Origin of the sequence: Microbacterium sp. Leaf320 (genome assembly GCF_001423485.1) — a bacterium.
Taxonomy (GTDB): Bacteria; Actinomycetota; Actinomycetes; order Actinomycetales; family Microbacteriaceae; genus Microbacterium.
Genome location: NZ_LMOD01000002.1, coordinates 884,743 through 911,138, shown reverse-complemented (window position 1 = coordinate 911,138; position 26,396 = coordinate 884,743). Strand labels below are relative to the sequence as shown.

The following is a 26,396-nucleotide window of genomic DNA, read 5'->3' as shown; positions in this document are numbered from 1 at the left end:
TTCGTCGATGCGTCTCGCTCAGACCTCGATCTGCGCGGCGATGCCCTTCAGCTTGTGGCGGGCGAGAGCGAGGTTCGCCGCGGCCCGGTTCAGCACGAGATAGATGAACAGCCCGTTCGCGCTCTGCGTGTTGAGCACGTTGATCAGGTGGTACTGCGAGCTCAGCGTGATGAGGATGTCATCGATCTCGTCGGTGACGCCGAGGTCGCGCATGGTCGCCAGCTTCGCGCGGACGACGTTGGAGTTGCCCGCGGCCGCGATGCCGAGATCGAACGACGGGTTGCCGCCCTGGGCGAGAGCCATGCCGCTGCCGTAGTCGACGATCGCGGCGCCGGTTGCGCCTTCGATGGCCAGCAGCTGCTGCAGGGCGTCATCAAGTGAACTCATGTTGTACTGCTCCTCTGTGGTGGTGCGTGTGTCCGCGACGGGCTCGTCTGCCGCGGATGCGCGGGCGTCTTCGGCCCAGATCCATTCGACGAACCGGTCGAGGTCCCCCTCGTCGGGCTCCCGCGACGAGATCACCGGGGCCCTGGGCAGATCGCCCGCGACGTCCTGAACCGCGTCTGCACCGTCGGCAGCTGGCGGGTTCGACGACGCGTCGACATCACTGCCATGGCGTCGCCACCACTGCGATCGAGACGAAACGCGCACGAAGACCTCGGTGTATCGATGGGAGAGATGAAGCGGTCGCCGACGGCGACCGGGATCGACACTAACCGGGTCCGAGCCGGCAGAACCGGGAGAATATGTGCATACCGATATACGTTTCGAAGGGGGATGCATGAGCATTCCGGACACCGCGATCGAGATCCCGACGAGAGTGCGCGCGCTCGCCGGAGACGCCGCCCTGACCCCGGTGTGGCTCAACGGCATCGGCGGGCTGACCTTTCGCACCGACGATGCGCGGTACATCAAATGGGGCCCTCACGACGCCGAGGCCAACATGCGCGACGAGGCCGAGCGGATGCGCTGGGCCCGGCAGTGGATCGTGGTGCCGGAAGTCCTGGAACAGGGTCAGGATGCCCACCACGAGTGGCTCGTCACGGCTGCGCTCGCGGGACACAGCGCGGTGGACTCGCGATGGCGCGACGACCCGGACACGGCCGTGCGCGCCGTCGGCATCGCGCTGCGGTCTCTGCACGACGCGCTGCCGGTCGACGAATGCCCCTGGACCTGGGACCCGGCGTGGAGGATCGCGAACGCCCACGAGCGGGGTGTCGATGTGCCGGACGACCTGCTCACGCCGCCACCCGTCGACCGACTCGTCGTATGCCATGGCGACGCCTGCATGCCCAACACCCTGCTCGATGACGGCGGCCGCCCGCTCGCCCACGTCGACCTCGCCGCCCTCGGCACCGCAGACCGGTGGGCGGACATCGCCGTGGCCTCGATGAGCACGAAGTGGAACTTCGGCCCGGGGTGGGAGGACGTGCTCATCGAGGCCTACGGCGTCACCCCCGATCGGGAGCGACTGGAGTACTACCGGAGGCTCTGGAGCGAGAGCTGAGCCTCAGCCGCGCCCCTCGGCGGTCGCGCCGACATCCGTCGTGGCGCTCACCGCGACATCAGACTCCGCATCCTCGTGCAGGACGACCCGGATCTCCGCGATCCGTCGTCGGTCGACGGCGGTCACGCGGATCGTCGCGCCTGGCACCTCGACCGAGTCGCCGACCACCGCGAGGCGTCCGAGCATCTCGGTGACGAAGCCCGCGACCGTGTCGGAAGCGCCACGGGGCAGGTCGATCCCCGTGATCTCGGAGAAGTCCTGCAGGTTGAGGCGTCCGTCGAGTGCGCCGCCGGCATCCGGCATCCGCTCTTCGGTGTCGTACTCGTCGAAGATCTCGCCGACGACCTCCTCCACGAGGTCCTCGAGAGTCACGATGCCGTCGGTGCCGCCGTACTCGTCGACGACGACGGCGATCTGGTGGCCCGCGGCCCGCATGCGGGTCAGCGTCGGCAGCACACCGGCCGCCGACGGCACGTACTCGACAGGGCGCATGAGTCCCAGCACCGCGCGCGTCGCATCGTCGGCGGCGGCCTCGAACAGGTCACGCACGTGCACGAAGCCGACGATGTCGTCGAGGGAGGCGTCGATCACCGGGTACCGCGAGAACGGCAGCTCCCTCACCTGGGTGATGGCTTCGGCGAGCGTCGCCGCGCCGTCGAGGGCGACGACCTCGGGGCGGGGCCGCATGACCTCGCTCACCTGGCGGCCGCGCAGCGACAGCACGTCGTCGAGGATCCGGCGCTCGTCGTCCGGGAGGCTCTGATGCGTCGCGACGATGTCGCGCAGCTCCTCCTCGCTGAGCTCGTCGGCCGCCTTGTGCGGATCGCCGCCGAGCAGACGCACGATGGCGTTCGTCGACACCGAGAGCAGCCAGATCACCGGGCGCATGAACGTCGCGAAGCCGTCGAGCACCGGCGCGACCGCATAGGCGAACTGCGCGTTGCGCTGGATCGCGAGGCGCTTGGGCACGAGTTCGCCGAGCACGAGCGACAGGTACGCGATCACCAGCGTCAGCAGAACCGTCGCGACGGTCATGGCCAGCGGGGCCGCGACGCCGAGGTTCTCGAGCAGCGGGGCGACAGAGGGCGCGATCGATGTCGCTCCATACGCCGCTGACGCGAAGCCGGCGACCGTCACACCGATCTGCACGGCGGAGAGGAAGGTGTTGGGATTGCGGGCGAGGCCCGCGACCTTCTCACCGCGCCTGCCACGAGCCGCGATCGCGTTGATCTGGCTCTCCCGCAGCGTGACGAGGGCCATCTCGGTCGCGGCGAACACGCCGCCGACGAGGACGAAGACGAACACCAGAGCGATGTTCAGCACGAGGTCGCCCATCAGCGGGTCACCTCACGCGGTGCAGGGGCGCCCGAGGTCATTCGGGCGCCGGGTCTGTCAGGGTCTGCGGACGCGTCGGAGCGGCGCGACTGGTTCACGAGTGTTCCTTCTGGGTGTCGGCGGTGAGACCGGTGTCAGTGGTGAGGGACGAAGAGGTCGAGGAGGAGTCGTCGATCGCGTCGCGCCTGTCGTCTCGGCGCGTCTTCATGAGGCTCGCGACGGTGGCGACCGCGATGGTCGCGCCGATGAAGACCAGCGAGAACCAGATCGGGATCTCGGGAGCCCACAGCATCGGCTCGCCGCCGTTGATGAACGGCAGCTCGTTGACGTGCATCGCGTGCAGCACGAGCTTCACACCGATGAAGGCGAGGATGACCGCGAGGCCCTGCGCGAGGTACACCAGGCGCTCCAGCAGACCGCCGATGAGGAAGTACAGCTGGCGCAGACCCATCAGGGCGAAGGCGTTGGCGGTGAAGACGATGTACGCCTCTTCGGTCAGGCCGTAGATCGCGGGGATCGAGTCGACCGCGAAGATCAGGTCGACGAAGCCGATCGCGATGATCACGAGGAACATCGGGGTGAAGAACCGCTTGCCGTCGCGCTTCACGGTGAGGCGGTCGCCGTTGTACTCGTCGCTCACCGGCAGGATGCGGCGCACGAAGCGCATGAAGCGACCGTTCGCCGGGTTGTGGTCACCCTGAGCGAATGCCTGGCGGTACGCGAGGAACAGCAGCAGTGCGCCGAAGAGGTAGAAGATCCAGGAGAAGTTCTCGATCAGCGTCGCGCCGAGCGCGATGAACCCACCGCGCATGATCAGCGCGATCACGATGCCGATCATCAGCACCTTCTGCTGGTAGATCCGCGGCACCGCGAAGCCCGTCATCACGATCAGGAAGACGAAGAGGTTGTCGATCGACAGCGCCTTCTCGGTGAGGTAGCCGGCGAAGTACTCGCCGCCGTACGTCCAGCCCGAGACGGTGCCGATGCCGACGCCGAACAGCAGCGCGAGACCGATGTAGAAGGCCGACCAGCGAGCGGACTCGCCGATGGTGGGCTCATGGGGCTTTCGCACATGCGCGAAGAACTCGTACACGAAGAAGGCGATCGTGACGGCGATCGTGATGATCCACACGAGGGGTGTGATGTTCAAGGGGGTCTCCAGAAGACGTAGGCGTGACGATGTCGACGCCAAGGTCTTCTCCATCCTCGAGAACGAGGACCGGGGACCCGGGATGCAGGGACATCCGTAATGACGAGCCGCCCGTGGTGGAGTACTCCCCTTGGGTTCACTCGATGCTAGCGAATACATCGGCATTCCAGCTATGAGGAAGCTGAGTATGCGCTGGCAGGGTCGAGCACCCCGTCTCAGGCAGCGCCGAGCGCCCCGTCTCACGCCATGGAGAATCAGGCCGTCGGGCCGAGGATGAAGTTCCACGCACCCGTCAGCACGGCCACGGTGATCGCGACGATCGGGATCACCGCGGCGGCCACCACGAGGAGCGTGTCGCGTCGATCCCACACCGATTCCCTGGCCCACGACCTCGGTCCGCTTCCGCCGAACCCGCGCGCCTCCATCGCTGTGGCCAACGACGACCCGCGACGGATCGCGAGCACGAACAGCGCGAACGCCATGCCGAATGCGCGGCGCACGCGCCCCTCGTCGGCGACGCCGCGGGCCCTCCGGGCGAGGGCCAGCGCTCGCCAGTCCTCGACGAGCAGGCCCAGCATCCGCATGCCGGCGAGCGCCCCGACGACGAACCGAGCCGGAAGCCTGACCCGCTGGGCGAGACCGTCGGCGAGGTCGGTGGGATCCACCGTGATGAACAGCACCACCGCGGGCAGACCGATCGCGAGCACGCGCACTGCGGTCGCCGCGGCGAGCGCCAGCGATCCGTCGCTGATGCGCATGACCAGCCATTCGAAGTGGATCGTGCCGCTGGTCGCGCCGTACAGGGCGATCGTGACGGCACCGAGCGGGGCGGCGATCCACAGCACCGCTGTGCGGATCCAGAACTCCTTCGCGCGCAGGCCTGCGAGCAGCAGGAGCGGGATCTCGAGCAGCAGCGCGACGGATGCCGACACGACGTCGATCGTCAGCACGAGCGGCAGCGCGATGAGCAGAGCCGCGGCGAGCTTGGCCAGGGCCGAGCGCGGGGCGATCGGTCCCGGTCGTTCGATGCGGGCGGTGAGCGGATCGATCATCGGCCGACCTCGATGCGGCGGGCGTGGAGGGCGTCCAGCACGGCCTCGTCGTGACTGATCGCGACGATGGCCGTGCCCTCGTCCCGGAGCCGGGCGATCAGGCCGACGAGCTCGGCCCAGGTGGTCGCATCCTGTCCGAACGTGGGCTCGTCGAGTACCAGCATCCGGGGGCGCGTGGCGAGGGCGGCCGCGACGGTGAGCCGTCTCTTCTCGCCGCCCGACAGCGTGTAGGGATTCGCGCCGGCGAGCGACGTGAGCCGAAGCCTCTCGAGCAGGTCGTCGACCCGCACGGCGATCTCGGCCTCCGGGAGCTTCAGGGCTCGCGGGCCGACCGACAGCTCGTCCCGAACCGTCTTCGCGAGCAGCTGGTGCTCGGGCGTCTGCATCACCGTCGCGATGCGGGTGAGCAGCGCGCGTGACGACCAGCGGAAGGGATCGCTCTTCTCCCCCGCGGCGAGGGCGGGGAGCGCCGAGACCACGCCGCTCTCGGCGGGGATGAGCCCCGCCAGCGTGAGCCCGAGAGTCGACTTGCCGGCGCCGTTCGCGCCCGTCACGCCCAGTGCCTCGCCGGCGTGCACCTCGATGTCGAAGGGGCCGGCCACCGCCAGTCCGCGTCGTCGGGAGACCGAGAGTCCTCGCGCCTCGAGCAGGGTCTCCCCCGGCCGCTGAGACGGCGGCGGCGGCGTGGCGGGGGGATGCCCCGGAACCCACACGCCGGATGCCGCGAGCTCCGCGCCCCGTGCGCCGAGCACCTCGTCGGGGCTGCCGTCGGCGAGGACGACCGTCCCCTCGGGGGCGGCGCCGAGCACGATGACGCGGGTGACCAGCGGCAGCCAGACGTCGATGCGGTGCTCGATCACGACCAGGGTCGCGCCGCTGACGTCGAGGGCTGCGGCCACAGCATCCCGCACATCCTGCACGCCCTGCGGGTCGAGGTTGGCTGTCGGCTCGTCGAGCAGGATCGCGCCGGGGCGCATCGCGAGCACTCCGGCCAGGGCGAGGCGCTGCTTCTGTCCGCCCGAGAGGGCCGCTGTCGACCGGTCCAGAGCGACGTCGAGATCGACGGCATCCAGCGCCGAGCGCACGCGCTGCCAGATCTCACCACGAGGGACGCCGAGGTTCTCGCATCCGAACGCGACGTCGTCGCCTACCCTGGCGAGGATCGTCTGGGTGTCGGGGTCCTGAAGGACCATGCCGACGCGTCCGCGCGCGTCGGTCGGCTTCTGCCCGTCGACGAGCAGCGCACCCTGCGTCTCGCCCTCATCGGCCCCGCCGAGCACACCGCCGAAGCCCTGCAGCAGGGTCGACTTGCCCGAACCAGAGGCGCCGAGCAGCAGCACCCGCTCCCCCGGCTCGATGCGCAGGTCGACGTCACGCACCGCCCACCGCAGCCGCGTCGCGTACCGCCACCCCCAGCCGCGGGCTTCGAGGGTGGCGGGTGTCGTGGGCGAGGTCACACCCGTGCGGTGACCTCGCGGCCGGCAGCGAACCGACCGAGAGCGCCGGTCGCCGCGAGTCCTCGGGCGATCAGCCAGGCACCGAGCCCCGCGATGATCGCACCCGAGATGGTCGTCGAGACGATGTAGACCGTGGTGAACAGCGTGTCAGCCCCGGCGTACCAGAGGATGCGGTCGTTGATGCCGCACGCGAGTCCTGCGCCCGCTCCCGCGAGCATGACGACGGGAAGGCGCCAGACGCCGTAGAGGAAGACGAGGAAGATCAGCTCGGCACCGAGGCCCTGCACGAGGCCCGAGACGATCGTGAGCGGCCCCCATGCGTTGCCGACGAGCGCCGAGATGATGGCGGCGACCAGCTCGGTGTAGAGCGCGGCGCCGGGCTTGCGGATGATGAGACCGCCGAGCACTCCAGCGATCAGCCATGGACCCGCGAGCAGACCCTGCACGCCGGGAAGCAGCGGGGTGAGGATGTTGCTCGGCACCTCGTACCCGACGTTCCAGAGCAGGAAGACCAGGGCGCACGCGACGGCGATGACGCTGGCCACGACGATGTCGACGACCCTCCAGCGCCACAGCTCCGGGCGACCGAGGCCCTTCGAGGGGGATGCGGTGGCAGATGCCGATTCCGTGCTGGATCCGGACGTGGATGTGCTCATCAGTGACTCCTCCCTGCGCTGGCATTACCCAGATCAGGTTCGACGGTCGAAGCGCGATTCGCTCCCTCTCAGCCCGGCTCGCCGGACTCCCGTGGTTGTTCTCACGATCTTACCCAGTGCCGACACTCGCGTCTGCTCCTGTTGCAGCGCCGCGGATCTGCGTGCGAGTTCGGTACCGTGAGGAGGTGACCGCTCCTGAATCCGCCGAGGCCACCGCCTCCGACGCGCCCACAGGCGACGCGCCCGGGGTGGACGCGCCCACAGGCGACGCGACCGCGGTCGATACGGCCGGGGTCGATGCGCCCGTGGACGACCCGGTGGGAAGCGGCGCGCCGGACGCCACACCCGCGGCACCCGTCGAGGGCGACGCGCTAGCCGTGTTCGACGACGAGCCCGAGGTGCAGTGGGCGGGAGCTGCGAGCGGAGGCACACCGCTGACCTGGGTCGACCCGGTCAGGGTCGCCGAGGAGACGACCGGCGGCTCGCTGGACGAGAGCGCGGGCACCGCATCGGGAACCGCGCTGCTCAAGGACGCTCGGCTGCGACCGGCGATCGCGCGGCCGGGAGTTCTGGTGCCGCTGGGCGTTCTCGTCGGACTGGTCGCCTCGTATGCGGGGACGACCATGCTCTGGCCTCTGCACGAGGTGGCGCCGACCGTGCAGGCGGTCGAGATCACACCTGCCGCCGCGGACGCGGCAGCGATCTCGTGGCCCACTCAGGGAAGCGGCGCTGTCGGCGTCGGCGGGCTCTCCACCACCTCCTCATCTCTCGACGCCGCAGCGATCGCGAGCGTCACGAAGGTCGTCTCGAGCCTGATGGTGCTCGAACGGATGCCGCTCGCCGTGGGCGAGCAGGGCCCGGAGTTCTCCTTCACCCGCGCCGACAACCTCGCGTACTGGGACTACCGGCGATCGGACCAGTCGGCGCTCGACGTACCCGTCGGCGGCACGCTCACCGAACTGCAGCTGCTTCAGGGAACCCTGCTGGGTTCCGCGAACAACTACATCGACCGCCTCGCCAGGGAGATCTGGGGGTCGGAGTCGGCGTTCTCCTCCGCCGCCACCGTCTGGCTGCGCGACCGCGGGCTCGACGGCATCACGATCGCGACGCCGTCGGGCTTCGACGCCCGCAACACGGCCACGCCCGAGTCGCTCATCGCGCTCGCCGAGATGGCGATGCAGAATCCGGTGTTCGCCGGCATCGTGGGCACTCCCTCGGTCGATCTCCCCGGCGCGGGAACGGTCACGAACACCAACGGGATGCTGGTGGATGCAGGAGTCGTCGGCGTGAAGACGGGCACACTCGGCGACAGCTGGAACCTGCTGACCGCGAAGGACATCACCGTCGGCGACATCACGGTGCACCTCTACGCCGCTGTGCTCGGGCAGGCCGACGACGAACAGCGGCTGGCTCAGACCCGATCGCTGTTCTCGCAGGTCGAGACCGCGCTGCAGGCGCAGGCACCGGCTGTCGCGAAGGGCACTGTGGTCGGTACCGTCACGACTCTGTGGGGAACGACCACAGATGTCGTCGCTGATGCCGACGCCGACCTCGTGATGTGGAACGGGGCGACCGCGCAGGCGACATCGACCTTCAGCCTCGGGGACAACCGCGAGGACGGCGATGAGATCGGCACGATCACGAGCGTCGGACCGCTGAACACCGTGACGACGTCGGTATCGCTCGCAGACGACGTGGACGCACCGAGCCCGTGGTGGCGGCTGACCCATCCGCTCGAACTGTTCGGACTGACCGAAGCGCAGCGCTGAGGCCGGCGCGGGCACCCGGAAGCCCGTGGCTCTCGGCATCCACCGTTACTCCCCGCACACCGCACGCAGACTCCCGCACGCCCGCTCGCCCGTACGCCCGCACACCGTACGCAGACGCCCCGCCCCGAATCAACGGGGCGGGGCGTCTGTCGGTTCACGCTGCGTTCGCGTCAGCCGTTCTGACCACCGGAGTCCGGCCGCTCGACGATCGCCTGGGCTGCAGCGGTCTCGGCCGCAGGCGTCTGAGCCCCGACCGACGCACCGACCTGCGCGGCCGCGGCTTCTTCTTCGGCGTCGCCGCTCACGACGACCGGAGTCGTACCCGTGAGTGCATCCTCGGCGTCGATGTCGGTCGCCGCCTGTTCGAACTGCGACTGGTACAGACGCCAGTAGGCGCCCTGCGCGGCGATCAGCTCGTCGTGCGTGCCCTTCTCGACGATGTCGCCGTGCTCCATCACGAGGATGAGGTCGGCGTCGCGGATCGTCGACAGGCGGTGGGCGATCACGAACGACGTGCGTCCCTGTCGCAGAGCCGCCATCGCGTGCTGCAGCAGCAGCTCGGTGCGTGTGTCGACCGCCGATGTGGCCTCGTCGAGGATGAGGATCGACGGCTGGGCGACGAACGCCCGCGCGATGGTGATCAGCTGACGCTCACCCGCCGAGACGTTCGACGCGTCCTCGTCGAGCACCGTGTCGTACCCCTCGGGAAGGGCGTGCACGAAGCGGTCGACGTACGTCGCCTTCGCAGCTTCGAGAACCTCGTCGTCGGTCGCGGTCGAGCGGCCGTACCGGATGTTCTCGCGGATGCTTCCGGCGAACAGCCACGGATCCTGCAGCACCATGCCTGTGCGCGAACGCAGCTGGTCGCGCGTGACCTCGGAGATGTCCTGGCCGTCGAGCAGGATGCGTCCGCCGTTCAGCTCGTAGAAACGCATGATCAGGTTGACCAGCGTCGTCTTTCCTGCCCCGGTGGGGCCGACGATCGCGACGGTCTGGCCCGGCTCGACGTGGAACGAGAGGTCGGTGATCAGAGGGCGCTCGGGCGTGTAGGAGAACGCGACGTTCTCGAACTCCACGACGCCCTGGCCATCGGCGAGAGGCGGAGCATCCGCCTCATCGGCCTCCTGCTCCTCGGTGTCCAGCAGCTCGAACACCCGCTCCGCCGACGCGGTTCCGGACTGCACGACCGCGGCCATGCCGCCCAGCTCCGACAGCGGCTGCGTGAACTGCTGCGAGTACTGGATGAACGCCTGCACGTCACCGAGGCGCAGCTGGCCGTTCGCGACCATGAGCCCACCGAGCACGGCGATGCCCACGTAGGTGAGGCTGCCGACGAAGGTCATCGCGGGCATGATGATGCCCGAGAGGAACTGCGCCTTGAAGCTCGCCTGGAACAGCTCCTCGTTCTCGTCCTTGAACTTCTCGAGGGCGTCCTGCTCGCGCCCGAAGACCTTCACGAGCGCGTGGCCCGAGAATGCCTCCTCGACGCGAGCGTTCAGCCGACCGACCTTGCGCCACTGCGTGCCGAAGGCCTTCTGCGACCTCGGTCCGATGACGCCGAAGATCACCCCCATCAGCGGGAGGGCGACGAGCGCGACGAGAGCGAGCTGCCACGAGATCGAGAACATCAGCACCAGCACGCCCACGACCGTGAGAACGGCCGTGATCGCACCGGACAGCGACTGCTGCATGGTCTGGGTGATGTTGTCGATGTCGTTGGTGACGCGCGAGATCAGGTCGCCGCGCTGCACCTTGTCGAAGTACGACAGCGGCAGACGGTTGATCTTCGCCTCGACCTGCTCGCGCAGGCGCCACATGGTGCGCACCATGATGACGTTGATGACGTAGCCCTGGATCCAGCTGAGGAACGCGGCCACGATGTAGATCGCGAGGACCGCGATGATCACCCACCGGAGCGCGTCGAAGTCGACGCCGTCACCGACCTGGAAGCTGCCGAGTGCCGCGACCTGGTTCGCGAAGTCGTCCTGTCCGCCCTGGCGGAGCGTGGCGACCACATCGTCCTGCGACGTTCCGGCCGGGAAGCCGGGGAAATCGCCGTTCGCCTGACCGAGCTGCACCGAGATGAAGCCCTTGTAGATGAGGTTGGTGGCCTCGCCGAGCACCTTCGGCGCGGCGACGGTGAGCACGACGCCGACCGCGCCGGCGATGGAGACCAGGATGAACCACACGGCCGAGGGCTTCAGCAGTCCGATCATCCGGCTGAAGCTCTTGCCGAAGTTGTCGGCCTTTCCCGGTGCGACGCTGTCCCAGCCGCCGCCGTTCTGGCGCGCCTTCTCGGCGAGCTCGGCCTCGTACTTCTCTTCGTCCGTCAGTTCCGGCTCGGCCGTCGCGGTGGTCGACGTGGCCTCGGCGGCCGTCGCCTTGGCTGCGCGGCCTCGACGCGTCTGGGGTTCGTTCTGCTCGCTCATGCGTCCACCCCCAGCTGCGACTCGACGATCTCTCGATAGGTCGTGCTCGTCTCGAGGAGTTCCTCGTGCGTGCCCACGCCGACCATGGTGCCCCCTTCGAGCACGACGATGCGATCCGCATCGGTGATGGACGAGACGCGCTGTGCGACCACGATCTTGGTCACGTGAGGCAGCTCGCGCCACAGCGCCTGCCTCAGATGCGCGTCGGTGGTGAGGTCGAGCGCCGAGAACGAGTCGTCGAACACGAGGATCTGCGGTTGACGAACGATCGCCCTGGCGATCGCGAGACGCTGACGCTGCCCGCCCGAGACGTTCGTGCCACCCTGCGTGATGCGGGACTCGAGGCCCTCAGGCATCTCCTCGACGAAGTCGCGACCCTGCGCGATCTCGAGCGCGTGCCACAGCTCTTCATCGGTGGCATCTTCTCGGCCGTACCGCAGGTTCGATGCGACGGTTCCCGTGAACAGGAACGGGCGCTGCGGAACCAGGCCGATGGTCGCCCACAGCGACTCGACGTCAGCCTTGCGGACGTCGGTCCCTCCGACGAACACCGCTCCGCCCGTGGCATCGAAGAGTCGCGGGATCAGCGAGACGAGCGTGGTCTTGCCCGCACCCGTCGATCCCACGATCGCCACCGTCTCGCCGGGCTCAGCCGCGAAGCTGATGCCCGTGAGCACGGGCGAATCCGCGCCGGGGTAGGTGAACTCGACGTCGTCGAACGCGACAGCACCCGGAGCCGGGAAGTCGGTGACGCCGTCGGTCGGGCGCTCCATGCTCGACTTCGTGTCGAGTACCTCGCCGATGCGCTCTGCCGAGACGGCGGCGCGCGGGATCATGATGGCCATGAAGCTCGCCATGATGACGCCGCCCATGATCTGACCGATGTACTGCATGAAGGCGAAGATCGTGCCGACCTGCACGGTGCCGCTGTTGACCTCGATGCCGCCGAACCAGACGACCGCCACGACCGTGACGTTGAGGATCAGCATGAACAGAGGGAACAGGAGCACGAACAGCGAGCCGACCTTGCGCCCGACGACCATGATGTCGGTGTTCGCCTCGCGGAAGCGCTCCTCTTCGATTCGTTCGCGCACGAATGCCCGGACGACCCGCACGCCGGTCAGCTGCTCGCGCATGACGCGGTTCACGGTGTCGAGCTTGCCCTGGTAGCTGCGGAACAACGGCACCATGCGGCTCACGACGAGGCCGGCGACGATCAGCAGCAGCGGCACGGAGACCGCGATCAGCCAGCTGAGACCGATGTTCGTCTGCACGGCGAAGATGATGCCGCCGATCGCGAGGAGCGGCGCGGTGACGAGCATGGTGGCGCCCATCATCGCGAGCATCTGCACCTGCTGCACGTCGTTCGTGTTGCGGGTGATGAGGGAACCGGCCCCGAACTGCGAGACCTCGCGCTCGGAGAAACCGCTCACCTTGCCGAAGACGTCGGCGCGGATGTCGCGGCCAGCTCCCATCGACGCACGGGCGGCGAAGTAGGTGGCGATGACCGAGGCGATGATCTGGCCGAGCGACACGGCGAGCATGAACAGGCCGGTGCGCCAGATGTAGTCGGTGTCGGACTGAGCGACACCCTTGTTGATGATGTCTTCGTTGAGACGGGGAAGGTACAGAGTCGCGATCGCGCTGGCGAACTGGAACACCAGAACGGCCACGAGCAACCACTTATAGCGGGACAGATATCGAACGAGGATTTTTCCCAGCACAGGCGGACTTTCTAGGAAGGATGAAGCGGCAGATCTCCCGACGGGCGGACGCGGGCCGACGATCGCGCATATGACAGAGTGCCACGAACCGCGGACATTCGTATCCCCCTGTGGGCGGACCTTCGCTGACAGCGAACCATTCCCTGCGCGGCCAGCCGTTTATGCACCGTGGCGAACAACCGCGGATATATCGATATGCCTCAGAAGAGAGGGCGATCCGGCACGAACTCGCGGGCCTCTGCACCCGCATCCGGAGCAAGATCGGCGATGCTCGCGGGATCCCACTTGGGGTTGCGATCCTTGTCGATGAGCTGCGCACGGATCCCCTCGACGAGATCGGGATGACGGGTCGCGAACCACATCACCCGTCGGTACTCTCCCTCGAGCGCGGCGCGGAGGTTCGGAAGCGCCCGCGCCTCCCTGACCGCATCGAGGGTCACGGCGAGGCCGGTCGGGGCGAGGCTCTCGAGCAGATCGGCGGCGGCCGTGGTCTCCGCCGTCCCCTGCGCCTGCAGGCGGGCGACGATCTCGACGACGGTGTCGGCGGAGAACGCCTCGTCGATCCAGGCGCGCGCGGCGGGCAGCTCGGACGGAGCGGGCGTCTCGTCGAAGAGCAGAACGATCTCTGCCGGCCCCGTGGGATCGGCACGGTACGCGAGCGCCTCGCGCAGCGCGTCGAGGCGGTCGGACGGGACGAGGTGATCGGCGAAGCCCATCAGCACGGCATCCGCTCCGTTCATGGTGCCGCCCGTGAGGCCGAAGTACTCGCCCAGCCGACCGGGAGCACGACCGAGAAGCCACGTTCCCCCCACGTCGGGCGTGAAGCCGATGCGGGTCTCGGGCATCGCGAGCTTCGATCGCTCCGTGACGATGCGGATGGCCGCGTGACCTGAGAGGCCGACGCCTCCGCCCATCGTGATGCCGTCGGCCAGCGACACGACGGGCTTCGAGTACTCGGCGATCATCGCGTTCAGTGCGTACTCGGCACGGAAGAACTCCGCGGTCTCATCGGCTCGACCGGCCACGATCTGGGCATGCAGGCCGCGCACGTCGCCGCCTGCGCACATCCCGCGCTCGCCTTCACCGTCGATCAGGACGATCTGCACATCCGTGTCCTCGCGCCACGTCTCGAGCGCCTCGGTGAGCTGCTGGATCATGCCGAGATCGAGGGCGTTGATGGCCTCTGGCCGGTTGAGCGTCAGCCTGCCGAGCGCGCCTTCTGTGCGGACGAGGACCCGGGGAGCGGCGGTGGAATCGGTCACGGGTGCCACGTTACCCCTCGGCCGCAGCCTTGCATTCGGGTGGGTTTGTACGGTAAATGCGCGATCCGGCGGCTTTTCCGGCAGGATAGAGAGAACTGCCCACTGCAACGAGAGGTCGCAGATGCCCGACGGACAGGTGCTCGAGTTCACGCGCGTCACCAAGCGCTTCAATGACGTGACGGCGGTGTCAGACTTCTCCGCACGAGTCGAGCCCGGCGTCGTGACCGCTTTCCTCGGCCCGAACGGAGCCGGGAAGACCACGACGCTGCGCATCCTGCTCGGCCAGGTGCGCGCCAACTCCGGTACGGCCACGATCGGCGGGGTCGCGTTTCCCGAGCTCCGCCATCCCCTGCGCACCATCGGATCAGTGCTCGAGGAGACGGTCTACCGCCCTCGCCGCTCAGCTGCGCGCCAGCTGACCATCGCGGCCAAGGCCAACGGCATCCCGCTGTCGCGCGTCGACGAGGTCCTCTCGCTGGTCGGTCTCGAGCACGAGAGCGAAGGACGCATCGGTAGCTTCTCCCTGGGCATGCGTCAGCGACTGAGCGTCGCCCACGCCCTGCTCGGCGACCCCGGCGCCCTCGTGTTCGACGAGCCGGCCAACGGACTCGATCCCGAAGGAATCCGCTGGATGCGCCTGCTCATGCGCCGCCTCGCCGACGAGGGCCGCACGGTCCTCGTCTCCTCGCACGTGCTGAGCGAGATCGAGCAGGTCGCCGACCACGTGCTCGTGCTCTCGAAGGGTCAGCTCATGCTGTCCAGCGGCATCGAGAAGCTCGCAGACCCGTCTGCCGGATCGGTCGTCGTGGATGCCGCAGACCGCGCCGCGCTGAAGGCGGCGCTCTCGGCCGCAGGCCTCGAGGTCGAGGTGCTCCGCTCCGGACTCACCGTCCGCGGCAGCAACGCCGGAAAGGTCGGCGCCATCGCGGCATCGGCCGGCATCGCCCTCACCACGCTGGTGCAGCGCGGCCCCACTCTCGAAGACGTGTTCATCGAACTCGTGCGCGGCGGCACGCTCGCACCGCACGCGATCGCGGCAGCCTCTCAGTTCATTGCTCCCGAAGCTGAGGCTGGGTCGTCGGATGCTGCGCTCGACGCCGCTCCCGCGACGACGGTCCTGCCTGCGGTGATCGGCGAGGCCGTTGAGGATGCCTCCGCCGAGACGCTGGACGCAGAGGACGGATCGGACATCGCGGAGGATGCACCCGCAGACGACGCCGCGAACGTCGACGAGGGTGCGGAGCTCGCCGAGGCTGACGCCTCCGAGACCGAGTCCGCTGCGGATGGGGCCACCGACGCTGCGGCTTCGGATGCTGCGGATCCAGCTGACGCGGGACAGGCTGATGCTGATGCTCAGACTGACGCTGCGGCGGCGGATGCCGCTGAGGCCAAGGCCGACGACGCTGCCTACGCCGCGGCTGCGGCCCGCGACGTCGAGCACGCGGCAGCAGAGCTCGGCTACGCGGCCGATGCCTCGGACGCGAACGATGCAGAAGATGCGGCAGATGTCGTGTCGGAGGCCGCCGAGTCCGACGAACACTCCGGACACGACGCGGATGCCGACGGTGCATCCGATGATGGCGACGCAGTCTCCGAGGCGGGCGCCCGTCCCTCTTTCGATGACATCCTCTTCGGGACCGCGTCGGCGAACGATGTGGAACCGTCCGTCGACGCGGATGCCGATGCCGGCACCGAGTCCGCGCCTGCGGTCGAGGGGATCGACGAGCACTCCGGCGTCGAGTTCTTCACCGAGGTGCCAGCATCCGATGAGCCCGTGTCCGACGACGACGCCGACTCGGCTGCCGCCGACGGAGACGCGTCGGATGACGACCCGCGCTCCGCGGCTGTCAGCTCGATGCTCGCCGCAGCCGCACGTGCCTACTACGAGGACGAGCCGAAGGACTACCCGCTCGGCGAGTCGGAGGTATCCGAGCCCTCGTCCGACGCGCAGACCGATAACCACGACGGTGAGCACCACGAGCACCACGACGGTGAGCAGCACGAGCACCACGACGGCGACCAGCACGACGGTGAGCACCACGACGGTGAGCACCACGAGCACCACGACGGCGAGCACCACCACTCCTGAGGCCGCCACGCCGAGCTTCATGCGAACGCCCTCCGCGCCGAAAGGCTGCGGAGGGCGTTCGTCTCGTTCTGGGCCCCGGATCAGGCCGGTCGGGGTCGGATCACCGGGCGACGGCTGCCCTTCGACACCGGATTCGGCGACGTGGCGACGATCTCCTCGACGTCTGCCGGTTCATCGGAGACGTCGAGCCTGAGCGCCTGAGTCAGTGCGAGGCCGTGCCTGGTCGTGAGGATCAGCCGACGGTACTGCTCGTCACCCGAGAGGTCGATGACGACGCTGGGGCGACGCCGACGGATCAGCACGAAGTCCACGCTTCCGGCGGCCTTCCACGTTCCCGCGGCGAGAACGCCGGGGATGTGCGTCCCGGGGTTCGGCACTCCGCGCAACCAGGTCCATGCGTCGTCGATCAGCTGCACCTTGGTGATGGTGTCGCGGACGAGTCGCACGTTGTCGCGGTGGAAGCTCGCCGCACGCTCGATCGGCGAGAGCACGATCTCGAGTTGCGTCTGGTCGAGCAGCAACGTCACCATGCGTCCAGTCTGCCAGCGGCACCCTCCCAGATGTCTGTGTCTTGCTCACAGGAAGGCAACGATCCGTTGTCGGTTCCCACGATTCCACCTCTCTCCCATTCCGATGTTCCGCTCGAGTTTCGAACAAATCTACTAGACTCGGAGCATGACATCCGCCAACGACAACAGTCTCGAGCAGCGCAGGGAGCTGCTCGATTCGTGGGTCGAGAAGCGGCGGCAGATCGCCTGCCTCGAGGCCGAGGCATCTGACCTCCTCGCCGAGCGGATGCGGCTCGCCCGGACGGATTCCGATGACAGCCCGTTCCACCGTGATGCGATCCATCGATCGATGGTCGCGGAATACGCAGCAGCGGGCCGCATGACCCAGGGCAGCGTCGAGTACGCCTTCACCGACGCCGGTTTCCTCGATGTCAGCCATCCGCGCGTGCGCGAGGCATTCCGGCGCGGCACCATCAGCGGTGCACACGTCCGCGAGATCGTACGAGCGGCCGGAGTCGTGCGCGAGGCGGTGAACAACGGCCGAGCGGACGCCGATGTACTGCCGCTGTACGACACCGTCGCCATCATCGTCGCCGAGCGCGAGACCGCTGCGCGCACGCGTGTGCATCTGCGCGAGCTGGCAGCGGTGCTGGCGGGCTCGACGACCACCGAGCGCCACGCACGCGCGGCGTCGGAGCGCACGGTGACCGTGCGGCCTGCCGGAGACGGGCTCTCCGTCCTGACTGTCGTGCTCCCCGAGCATCTCGCCGCCGCGATCCTCGATCGCCTCACCCAGCTCGCTCACGCCGTCATCCGCGGACGGGACGACCGCGAGCCGGCGCTCGAGCCGATCGATGACGGCGAAGATCCGATCTATCCGGAGGACATCGCTCACGACGATCCGTCGCGCGATGACTACGCGATCTTCGGCGACGGGACGTTCACCACCGACCCCACCTGCCCCACGGGCCCCGCGGTCGAACATATCCCGGCAGACACACGCACGATCGATCAGGTGCGCGCCGATCTGCTGATCGACCTCCTGCTCGCGTCCGACCCGAGCGCCGCCAACGGCTCGGGACTCGACAACATCCAAGGACGGATCCACGTCACGGTGGCCGCGACCACCCTCGCGGGGTGCGACGATCGTTCCGCCCAGCTCGACGGGCACGGTCCTCTTCACCCCGACATCGCTCGCGACCTCGCCGGCCGAAACGGCGGCTGGTCACGCCTGTTCCTCGATCCGACTGGCCTGGTCGTCGAGACCGACACCTACCGGCCCACCGAGCCGATGCGACGATTCCTACGTGCCCGAGACCAGCACTGCCGATTCCCCGGATGCAGGATGCCGGTGCATCGGTGCCAGATCGATCACACCTTCGATCATGCGAAGGGCGGCAGGACGGACATCCACAATCTGGGTCATCTCTGCGCGACCCATCATGTGATCAAACATCCCGATGTCGCTGACGACCACAGGTGGACGGCGCACCAGCTTCCGGACGGAACGATCGACTGGCTCAGCCCGCTCGGGCGCACCTACAGGGATTCACCGCGACGGCGAGTGATGTTCGTCTGAGCGAAGCCCCGACTCAGGCGGTCGCCTGCGCCGCCGCAGCCGCAGCGATCGGCAGCGCTGACTCGATGCGCTGCAGCTCCTCCTCGCCGTGAGCGGCGGTCAGGAACCACGCCTCGAACACGCTCGGCGGCAGCGCGACCCCCTGCTCGCGCATGGCGTGGAAGAAGGGCGCGTATCGGAACGACTCCTGCGCCTGCGCCTCGGCGTAGTCGCGGGGCGCCGAAGCTCGGAAGGACGCGCTGAACAGGTTCCCTGCATGGGCGACGGCGTGCGTGACACCGGCATCGGTCAGCGCGGCATCCAGCGCACCGGCGACACGAGCAGCCGCCGCATCGACCGTCGCATAGACCGACGGTGTCGCGAGGCGCAGCGTCGCGAGGCCCGCTGCGACCGAGAGCGGGTTACCCGAGAGCGTGCCCGCCTGGTAGACGGGGCCCAAGGGTGCCAGCATGTCCATGACCTCGGCGCGTCCGCCGAGAGCTGCCAGGGGCATTCCTCCGCCGACGACCTTGCCGAACGTGATGATGTCGGGCAGATAGTCCTCGCCTGCCGCAGCCTGAAGCCCCCAGAAACCCGCCGGGTGCACGCGGAATCCCGTCAGCACCTCGTCGAGGATGAGCAGCGCTCCGTGCGCGTGGGCGGTGTCGGCCAGCAGCCGGTTGAATCCGGGCGAAGGCGGCACCACACCCATGTTGGCGGCTGCCGCCTCGACGATCACCGCGGCGATGCGATCACCGTGCTCGGCGAAGACCGCAGCCAGCGCATCAGGGTCGTTGTAGTCGATGACCAGGGTCTGGGCCGCGATGGGCGCGGGAACGCCCGCAGACCCCGGCAGTGCGAGCGTCGCGACGCCCGATCCCGCCGCCGCGAGGAGGCCGTCGGAGTGCCCGTGATAGTGGCCGGCGAACTTCACCAGCAGGTCTCGGCCTGTCGCGCCCCGCGCGAGGCGGATCGCCGTCATGGTGGCCTCGGTGCCGGTCGACACCAGGCGCACCCGCTCGATGGGTCGGACCTCGCCGAATCGCACGCGGTCTGCGATCAGCTGGGCGAGTTCGACCTCGCCCTCGGTCGGAGCACCGAACGAGAGCCCTCGGGTGGCAGCCTCCTGCACCGCGGCGACGACCTCGGGCTGCGCATGTCCGAGCAGTGCAGGGCCCCACGAGGCGACCAGGTCGACGTACTCGTTGCCCGCGGCATCCGTGACCGTCGCACCCTTCGCAGATGCGAGGAAGCGCGGCGTGCCACCGACGGAACCGTACGCGCGCACCGGTGAATTCACGCCGCCGGGGATCACCGTGCGGGCAGCGGAGAACAGGTCGTCATTGCGGTCGGTCACAGCACACTCCTCAGCGATGCGCGGAACTCTCCCGCCATCCCCTCCAGGCTAGCCCGCACACCTGTGCGCGAGTCTCAGCAGCGACGCGGACCGAGAGAGAGCTCTCTCAGCCGCGCAGCCAGCGGGCGGCTTCGGTGGCCCAGTACGTGAGGACGACGTCGGCACCTGCCCGACGGATCGACAGGAGGGACTCGAGGATCGACGCGCGACGATCGATCCAGCCGTTCGCCGCAGCCGCCTCGATCATGGCGTACTCGCCAGACACCTGGTATGCCCACACCGGAATATGCACGGTGTCGCGCACCTCGCGCAGCACGTCGAGGAAGGCCATGGCCGGCTTCACCATGACGATGTCCGCACCCTCTTCTTCGTCGACGACGGCCTCGCGCACACCCTCGCGGCGGTTGCCGGGGTCGAGCTGGTAAGTGCGGCGATCGCCCGTCAGCTGCGAATCCACGGCCTCGCGGAACGGGCCGTAGAACGCGCTCGCGTACTTTGCGGCGTAGGCGAGCAGAAGCACGTCGGTGTAGCCGTCCGAGTCGAGCGCTTCGCGGATGACGGCGACCTGGCCGTCCATCATCCCCGACAGGCCGAGCAGCTGGGAGCCGGCGCGGGCCTGCGCGAGTGCCATCGATGTGTAGCGCTCGAGCGTGGCGTCGTTGTCGACCGAGCCGTCTGCCGCGAGAACGCCGCAGTGCCCGTGGTCGGTGAACTCGTCGAGGCACAGGTCGGTCTGCACCACGAGCGCGTCGCCGACCTCGGCAGCGAGCACCTCGGTCGCGACATTCAGGATGCCCTTCGGGTCATCCGCACCCGAGCCCTGCGCATCGCGCACAGCGGGCACACCGAACAGCATCACGCCCCCGACACCTGCCTCAGCGGCCTCGGTCGCGGCCTTCCGCAGCGAGTCGAGCGAATGCTGCGCGACACCGGGCATCGAGCCGATCGGCGCGGCCTCGGTGATACCCTCGCGCACGAACAGCGGCAGCACCAGCTGACGCGGCTCGAGAGAGGTCTCGCGCACCAGACCGCGGACGGCCGGGGACTGACGCAGTCGGCGCAGTCGGACGTCGGGGAAGCTCACGGTGCCAGCTCGTCTGCCGCGTGCGGGAGGGTGAAGGTCGACACCGCATCGATCAGCGCGTCCACGGTCTGCTTGTCGGCGACGACCGTGATCGGGAGGCCGGCCTTTCCGGCGTCCTTCGCGGTCCGAGGACCGATCGCCGCCAGAAGCGTCTCGTCGGGGATCTCGGGGAACTGCTCGCGCACCTGCGCCGCGACAGAACCGCTCGTGATCAGGATGGCGTTGATGCGGCCGTTCTCGACATCGCGCTTGATGCGATCCGTGACCGGTACGCCGACCGTGCGATAGGCCACCACGCTGTCGACGTCGTGGCCCGCCTCCTGCAGCAGCACGCTGAGCACGGGCTTCGCGATCTCACTGCGCAGGGCCAGGATACGGCGGGGCTGCGTCTCGAGACCGATGAGCTGCTCGGCCATGCCCTCGGCCGAGTTGTCCTGCTCGGGAACCAGAGCGACCTCGTACCCGACGGCCTGCAGGGCGGCAGCCGTGGTCTCGCCGACCGCGGCGATCTTCGTGCCGCGCGGCACGACGGCCCTGTGGGCGAACATCACGTCGACGGTGGTCGCGCTCGTCACCGTCAGCCAGTCGTACGACCCGCCGGCGAGCTGCGCGAGCGCCACGTCGAGGGCTGCCTGGTCGGTGGTCGGCGCGAAGTTGATCAGCGGCGCGACGACGGGCACCGCGCCCTGCGCGCGCAGGCTCGCTGCCACACCGTCGCCCCACGGGCCTCCGCGGGGTACGAGGATGCGCCAGCCGTCCAGCGGTCGGTCCTGCTTCGAATTGGTCATGATGAGGAATGCTCTCGGGAGACGAGGTCGGCCGCCCCTTGCTCGAGCAGCCGATGGGCGACAGACAACCCGATCTCGCGTGCTGCGTGCATCGGGTCTGCACCACCGGCAGCATCCGCTCCGTTGCCGCTGCCGTTCCGACGAATATACTCCCCGTTCAGGGCTTCGGTGACGTCGAGGCCGATACGCCGGGCCCCGTCGGTCGCGTAGACCACTGTCCTGACGCGGATCTCATCGCCGTCGACGACCGCGTGTGCGGCCATCGGAGCCTGGCATCCCGCGTCGAGTCCTTCGAGCACAGCGCGCTCCACGGTGACGGCGAGGCGGGTGGCCTCGTCGTCGAGTTCGGCGAGCACCGAGAGCAGCTCCTCCGGAGCATCCGTCGTCGTCTCGACCGCGAGAGATCCCTGCCCCGGCGCGGTCGGCCACTCGGCGAGGCCGAGCTCCTCGCGCCGAAGCGGCGAGTCGGAGCCGAGACGCGACAGTCCGGCGGCCGCAAGGATGACGGCATCCAGCTCCCCCGATGCGACCCGCGCCAGTCGGGAGTCCACGTTGCCGCGGATGTCGACGACCTCGGCGTGCGGAGCCCTGCGGCGCACCTGCGCGATGCGCCGGGGCGAGCCGGTGCCGACCTTGCTGCCGGAACGCAGCTCATGCAGCGGCGTGCCCCCACGAGTGATCGCGACATCGCGGGCATCCTCGCGCACGGGGGTGGCAGCGATCACGAGGCCCTCCGGGATCGCAGTGGGCAGGTCCTTCAGGGAGTGCACGAGGAAGTCGCACTCCCCCGCGAGCAGCGCCTCACGCAGACGCGTGGCGAAGATGCCCTGACCGCCGATCTCCGACAGGGAGGCACGGTTCGTGTCGCCCTCGCTCGTGATCGGAACGAGCTCGACGGTGCGACCCGAGATCTTCTCGAGGGCGGCGGCGACATGACCGGACTGCGCCTGCGCGAGCGCGCTGCGTCGGGTGCCCAGTCGGATCGGTGTGGTCCGAGTGCTCTGAATGGTCATCGTCGGCCTACTGCAGCACGTCCGCGATCTCGTCGAACCGGAGGCGACGCCCCGTATAGAAAGGGATCTCCTCCTTCACGTACAGACGCGCATCGGTGTAACGCAGGTCGCGCATGAGGTCGACGAGCTCGGTGACCTCATCTGCCTCGAGCGGCAGGATCCACTCGTAGTCGCCGAGAGCGAATGCGGCGACCGTGTTCGCGATGACGCCCTTGAATGCGGCGCCCTTGCGGCCGTGGTCGGCGAGCATCTTGCGACGCTCCTCCTCAGGCGCGAGATACCACTCGGGCGTGCGGACGAACGGGTACAGGCACAGCCAGTCCTTGGGCTCGACGCCACGCAGGAACCCGGGCACGTGAGCACGGTTGAACTCCGCGTCGCGGTGCACGCCCATGACGTTCCACACCGGCAGCAGCGTGCGCAGCAGCTCGGTGCGACGCAGGCGCCGGAGCGCCTTCTGCAGGTCTTCTGCGGTGTCGCCGTGCAGCCAGACGAGCAGGTCGGCGTCGGCCTTCAGGCCCGAGACGTCGTAGAAGCCGCGCACCGTGACGCCGGAGTCCTCGATGTACGAGACGATCGTCTCGAGTTCGGTCGAGTCGGATTCGGTGACCGGAACGTCGGGGTTTCGTCGCCAGACGGCCCACAGGGTGAAGCCGGACGGGTTCTCTTCGCGCTCATCGGACATACGACCAGTCTGCCCCCTTTGCAGAGCGCTCGCGAACGCGAGCCAGGATGCCGGAGTTCCGCCGAGCGGTCAGCGCGAGAGCACCGGAAGCGATCAGCGCGAGAGCGCCCGGAGAGATCAGCGGGAGAGCGCCCGAGCGATGACCCAGACGGCTCCACCGACGACCGCGGCGACGCCGACGGCCGCAGCGATCGCGGCCGCGGGGTTGCGGTCGGCGAACACACGCGCCTTCGCCGCGGCACGCTTGGACGCCTTGTCGATCCGCCGCGGGAAGTTGCCCTTGACCTCGATCGCCGCGAGAGCGGCCTTCAACTCGGCGCGAGCCGACTGCACAGGATCGACGATCCCCGCAGGGACGGCGGTCTTCGGCAGCGACCTCGTGATGTCAGAGTTCGTCATCGCCGGCCTCCTTCACGAGTCGGATGTCCTCGCCCACCGCCTGCGCGGGGTTCTTCCGGGCGAGCACCTTGCGGAACTTCAGGATGCCGAGCAGCGCGAACAGCAGCACGGCGAGGATCAGGATGCCGAGGACGGCGAGCGCCGACAGCCACACCGGCCACCAGGACGAGAGCCCCGCGATCGCGAACACCAGGATCACCGGCACGGCCCAGAACAGGAAGAACAGGGCGACCAGGAACCAGACGGAACCGATGCCCGCATCCTTCGCGGTCTTCGAGACCCACGCCTTGGCCGCGTTGATCTCGGCCTTGACCAGGCTGCTGATGAGTTCGGGAAGGTCGCCGATCAGGGACAGCAGGCTGTCCTCGGCACGGTCGCGGTATCCGCGGGGCATGTCAGCTACCGGACTTCGCAGCGGTCGAGCTCGAGGATGCCGGCTTCTTGACAGCAGGCTTCTTCGCAGCCGGCTTCTTCGCGGCGTCCTTGGCCTCGTCGACGGCGTCCTCGGTCGCATCCACGATGTCCTCAGCGGCCTTCTTGCCTGCGGCGACAGCCGAGTCGAGACGCTGACCGGCGGTCTTGTCGCCGCCGCCTGCCGACTTGACGACCTTCTGCACGCCGGTCCAGATCGCACCGGGCACGGCCGCGGCCTTGTCGCCGACGTACCCCTTGACCCGGTCGACCTGCTCCTGCACGGGGTCGAGGTTCCAGACCTTGAGCCACTGCGTCTTGATCTGCTCGTAGCGCTCGCGTCCTGCGCGCGTTCCGAGCACGTATCCCACGCCGAGTCCTACGACGAGTCCGATCTTCCCCTTCATGGGGTCTCCTCACGTTGTTCCGGTGTGAACGCCTGGGGCGAACCGGCGGCTCGGCGCCGCCTGCCAGGTGTCCAGCGTAGCCCCGTATGCCGATTTGGGCATCTATCGGCCAGAGGGTTGACAGCAGAGCGTCTTTCGGGTTGGCCCGGGAGAGCGGGCAGGCGCGACCCGGCGATCACGACACGTCCGGTTCTCGGATCAGTCCCAGAGCAGTGCTCGACGAAGGCGATCCGCTTCCTCTCGCGCATCCGGGATGACCTGCGCCAGACCGGTGCCGGCGAGCCACGCCCCCACCGCTGCGACCCCGGAGACCGCCTGGATGGCGCTTCGCGCCGCCTCGCGTCGCGCAGCCGAGCCGATGATCGAGGCGGGCTGCGACTGCACGTAGCGCGCACGATGCGCGTCGACGAGGGCGCTTTCGGGCAGCGTGACGCCGAGCAGAGCGGATGCTTCACGCAAGGCGAGTCGCGCGGCAGCGGCGTCGTCGAGGCCTGCTGTCGCGGCAGGCTCGCCCTGAGCCCCGAAGGAGACGCGCAGGAGGTGCCGGCCGCCGGCTGCGTCGCGCACCCAGCCCCACTTCGCACTCGAGTGGGTCAGTGCCTTGGCCGTGTGACTTCCGGGGACAGTGAGCACACCGGTGCCACGAGGGGCGCCGTCCAACGCCGACGCAGTCAGCAGCAGGGTCACGATCTCGATCTCGGGGGCGTCGGCCGCCGTGGTCTCGGCGAGCGCCGGCACCGTCTTGTCGAGCAGCCGGCGCGCGACATCCTCGGAGGTGGCGATCACGACCCCGTCGGCGGTGAGATCGAGATCTTCCACCTCGCCGGCATCGGACTCATCGCTCGCGTCGACAGTGGTCTTCACCTCGGCCCGAACGGTCCAGGCGGCTCCGGCCTGGGTGATCTCCGTCACGCGAGCGGCCGTGCGGACCACCCCGCCGAGCTTCTCGATGTCTGCGACGAGCGCCTCGACCAGCACCATCATGCCGCCGTCGATCCCCTCGACCGCGGCGCCGGGAGCCTGGGCGGCACGCGAAGCCTGGGCGGCCCGCGCTGCGCTCTGCTCGCGCAGCACCTGGACGGCTCCCGACAGCGAGCCGACGCTCGTCAGCGCGGCATTGAGACCCGGAGCGGCGATGTCGACGTCGACGTCGTCGGGTGACGCGGAGTACACACCGGTCGTCACGGGCGCGACGAGACGGTCGCGGACCTTGGCCCCCATGCGCGACGACACCAGCTTGCCGAGGCTGTGGTTGTGGCCGATCGTCAGCGGCGGGCGCACACGATCGAGGTACGCACGCCACGCTCCCGACCATCCGATGACGCGGCGGACGTCCTCCTGGAACGGGTTGCCGGGGATGCCGAGGATCCCGCCGACCGGCAGTGGCGCGGCCCCGACACCGGGGATGCCGGCGAGCCAGGCGCCTCCTGCCGCGGGGGCGACGATGCGATCTTCGAGACCGAGCTCCCCGAGGAGCGCGCGCACCCGGCCGCCTCTGGTCGCGTAGCTCTCGGCTCCTGCATCGACCACGATCCCGTCGAGTTCTGCTCGACGGATCGCTCCGCCCACGGCATCCGACCCTTCCAGCAGCGTCACGCGCATGCCGACCTTCACGCATTCGCGGGCCGCGATCAACCCGCCGATGCCACCGCCGACCACGACGATGTGTCGCTTCGCCGCGCGGACGGCCAGATCGGCGGGCTCGGCACGGGACGACTCACGGTTCGCGGGCTTCGGGGTCATGGGTCAATCCTT

23 protein-coding genes and 1 riboswitch are annotated in these 26,396 nt (G+C 68.8%); of the genes, 4 read left to right on the top strand and 19 right to left on the bottom strand.

Annotated features, from left to right (window positions below; genetic code table 11):
• Window positions 1-18: 18 nt before the first annotated feature.
• A complete protein-coding gene (locus tag ASF63_RS19435; RefSeq protein WP_235560753.1) occupies window positions 19-651 on the bottom strand; it encodes a hypothetical protein in 633 nt (210 codons plus the stop codon).
• Between the two features lie 130 nt (window positions 652-781).
• On the opposite strand from ASF63_RS19435, the gene ASF63_RS09235 reads away from it, so the two are divergent.
• Entirely contained in the window at window positions 782-1,507 is a 726-nt protein-coding gene (locus ASF63_RS09235) for an aminoglycoside 3'-phosphotransferase (protein WP_056512412.1), read from the top strand.
• A 3-nt stretch (window positions 1,508-1,510) separates the two neighbouring features.
• Here the strand turns inward: ASF63_RS09235 and ASF63_RS09230 are convergent, their stop codons facing one another.
• From ASF63_RS09230 to ASF63_RS09210, 5 genes are all read right to left on the bottom strand, one after another.
• Window positions 1,511-2,842, bottom strand: coding sequence for a hemolysin family protein (locus ASF63_RS09230; protein WP_056512409.1), 1,332 nt, complete (start codon window positions 2,840-2,842; stop codon window positions 1,511-1,513).
• 94 nt (window positions 2,843-2,936) lie between these two features.
• Window positions 2,937-3,992, bottom strand: coding sequence for a TerC family protein (locus ASF63_RS09225; protein ID WP_200933993.1), 1,056 nt, complete (start codon window positions 3,990-3,992; stop codon window positions 2,937-2,939).
• A 254-nt stretch (window positions 3,993-4,246) separates the two neighbouring features.
• Entirely contained in the window at window positions 4,247-5,044 is a 798-nt protein-coding gene (locus ASF63_RS09220) for an energy-coupling factor transporter transmembrane component T family protein (RefSeq protein ID WP_056512404.1), read from the bottom strand.
• Window positions 5,041-6,501: an ABC transporter ATP-binding protein gene (locus ASF63_RS09215; protein ID WP_235560752.1), complete on the bottom strand. Its 1,461-nt coding sequence runs from the start codon at window positions 6,499-6,501 to the stop codon at window positions 5,041-5,043. The genes ASF63_RS09220 and ASF63_RS09215 overlap by 4 nt, the downstream gene beginning before the upstream one ends.
• Window positions 6,498-7,157, bottom strand: a complete 660-nt coding sequence (locus ASF63_RS09210; RefSeq protein ID WP_056512401.1) for an ECF transporter S component — start codon at window positions 7,155-7,157, stop codon at window positions 6,498-6,500. The genes ASF63_RS09215 and ASF63_RS09210 overlap by 4 nt, the downstream gene beginning before the upstream one ends.
• Window positions 7,151-7,260: riboswitch (TPP riboswitch) on the bottom strand. It overlaps the preceding gene by 7 nt.
• Window positions 7,261-7,342: 82 nt before the next feature.
• On the opposite strand from ASF63_RS09210, the gene ASF63_RS09205 reads away from it, so the two are divergent.
• Window positions 7,343-8,926, top strand: a complete 1,584-nt coding sequence (locus tag ASF63_RS09205) for a D-alanyl-D-alanine carboxypeptidase (protein WP_157534285.1) — start codon at window positions 7,343-7,345, stop codon at window positions 8,924-8,926.
• Window positions 8,927-9,096: 170 nt separating this feature from the next.
• Here the strand turns inward: ASF63_RS09205 and ASF63_RS09200 are convergent, their stop codons facing one another.
• From ASF63_RS09200 to ASF63_RS09190, 3 genes are all read right to left on the bottom strand, one after another.
• A complete protein-coding gene (locus ASF63_RS09200; protein ID WP_056512394.1) occupies window positions 9,097-11,355 on the bottom strand; it encodes an ABC transporter ATP-binding protein in 2,259 nt (752 codons plus the stop codon).
• The gene (locus ASF63_RS09195; RefSeq protein WP_056512391.1) at window positions 11,352-13,079 is read right to left on the bottom strand and encodes an ABC transporter ATP-binding protein; all 1,728 of its coding nucleotides are present in this window, start codon (window positions 13,077-13,079) and stop codon (window positions 11,352-11,354) included. The genes ASF63_RS09200 and ASF63_RS09195 overlap by 4 nt, the downstream gene beginning before the upstream one ends.
• A 200-nt stretch (window positions 13,080-13,279) precedes the next feature.
• On the bottom strand, window positions 13,280-14,341 hold the full coding sequence (locus ASF63_RS09190; RefSeq protein WP_056512963.1) for an enoyl-CoA hydratase/isomerase family protein: 1,062 nt from the start codon (window positions 14,339-14,341) through the stop codon (window positions 13,280-13,282).
• Window positions 14,342-14,462: 121 nt separating this feature from the next.
• Between ASF63_RS09190 and ASF63_RS09185 the strand changes: the two genes are divergently transcribed.
• On the top strand, window positions 14,463-16,430 hold the full coding sequence (locus ASF63_RS09185) for an ATP-binding cassette domain-containing protein (RefSeq protein WP_200933992.1): 1,968 nt from the start codon (window positions 14,463-14,465) through the stop codon (window positions 16,428-16,430).
• 80 nt (window positions 16,431-16,510) lie between these two features.
• On the opposite strand, the gene ASF63_RS09180 is transcribed toward ASF63_RS09185, so the two are convergent.
• Window positions 16,511-16,960 carry a hypothetical protein gene (locus ASF63_RS09180; RefSeq protein ID WP_056512386.1) on the bottom strand — a complete coding sequence of 150 codons (450 nt, stop codon included), beginning with the start codon at window positions 16,958-16,960 and terminating at the stop codon, window positions 16,511-16,513.
• A gap of 145 nt (window positions 16,961-17,105) precedes the next feature.
• On the opposite strand from ASF63_RS09180, the gene ASF63_RS09175 reads away from it, so the two are divergent.
• A complete protein-coding gene (locus ASF63_RS09175) occupies window positions 17,106-18,518 on the top strand; it encodes an HNH endonuclease signature motif containing protein (protein ID WP_056512383.1) in 1,413 nt (470 codons plus the stop codon).
• A gap of 13 nt (window positions 18,519-18,531) precedes the next feature.
• Here ASF63_RS09175 and hemL read toward each other — a convergent pair whose 3' ends face one another.
• The 9 genes from hemL to hemG all read right to left on the bottom strand — a co-directional run bounded on the left by hemL (window position 18,532) and on the right by hemG (window position 26,384).
• A complete protein-coding gene (gene hemL, locus ASF63_RS09170; protein WP_056512380.1) occupies window positions 18,532-19,854 on the bottom strand; it encodes a glutamate-1-semialdehyde 2,1-aminomutase in 1,323 nt (440 codons plus the stop codon).
• Between the two features lie 106 nt (window positions 19,855-19,960).
• Window positions 19,961-20,938, bottom strand: a complete 978-nt coding sequence (gene hemB / locus ASF63_RS09165; protein ID WP_056512377.1) for a porphobilinogen synthase — start codon at window positions 20,936-20,938, stop codon at window positions 19,961-19,963.
• Window positions 20,935-21,726 carry a uroporphyrinogen-III synthase gene (locus ASF63_RS09160; protein ID WP_056313767.1) on the bottom strand — a complete coding sequence of 264 codons (792 nt, stop codon included), beginning with the start codon at window positions 21,724-21,726 and terminating at the stop codon, window positions 20,935-20,937. Before ASF63_RS09160 ends, hemB begins: the two co-directional genes overlap by 4 nt.
• Window positions 21,723-22,739 (bottom strand): hydroxymethylbilane synthase, encoded by a 1,017-nt coding sequence (hemC, locus tag ASF63_RS09155; protein WP_056512375.1) that lies wholly within the window; start codon window positions 22,737-22,739, stop codon window positions 21,723-21,725. Before hemC ends, ASF63_RS09160 begins: the two co-directional genes overlap by 4 nt.
• A 7-nt stretch (window positions 22,740-22,746) precedes the next feature.
• Entirely contained in the window at window positions 22,747-23,424 is a 678-nt protein-coding gene (gene hemQ / locus ASF63_RS09150; RefSeq protein WP_056512372.1) for a hydrogen peroxide-dependent heme synthase, read from the bottom strand.
• 117 nt (window positions 23,425-23,541) lie between these two features.
• Window positions 23,542-23,823 (bottom strand): hypothetical protein, encoded by a 282-nt coding sequence (locus ASF63_RS09145; RefSeq protein ID WP_082477971.1) that lies wholly within the window; start codon window positions 23,821-23,823, stop codon window positions 23,542-23,544.
• Window positions 23,810-24,217: a phage holin family protein gene (locus ASF63_RS09140; RefSeq protein ID WP_056313761.1), complete on the bottom strand. Its 408-nt coding sequence runs from the start codon at window positions 24,215-24,217 to the stop codon at window positions 23,810-23,812. Before ASF63_RS09140 ends, ASF63_RS09145 begins: the two co-directional genes overlap by 14 nt.
• 1 nt (window position 24,218) lies before the next feature.
• Window positions 24,219-24,641: a hypothetical protein gene (locus tag ASF63_RS09135; protein ID WP_056512369.1), complete on the bottom strand. Its 423-nt coding sequence runs from the start codon at window positions 24,639-24,641 to the stop codon at window positions 24,219-24,221.
• A 198-nt stretch (window positions 24,642-24,839) separates the two neighbouring features.
• Window positions 24,840-26,384, bottom strand: coding sequence for a protoporphyrinogen oxidase (hemG, locus tag ASF63_RS09130; RefSeq protein ID WP_056512365.1), 1,545 nt, complete (start codon window positions 26,382-26,384; stop codon window positions 24,840-24,842).
• Window positions 26,385-26,396: the final 12 nt, after the last annotated feature.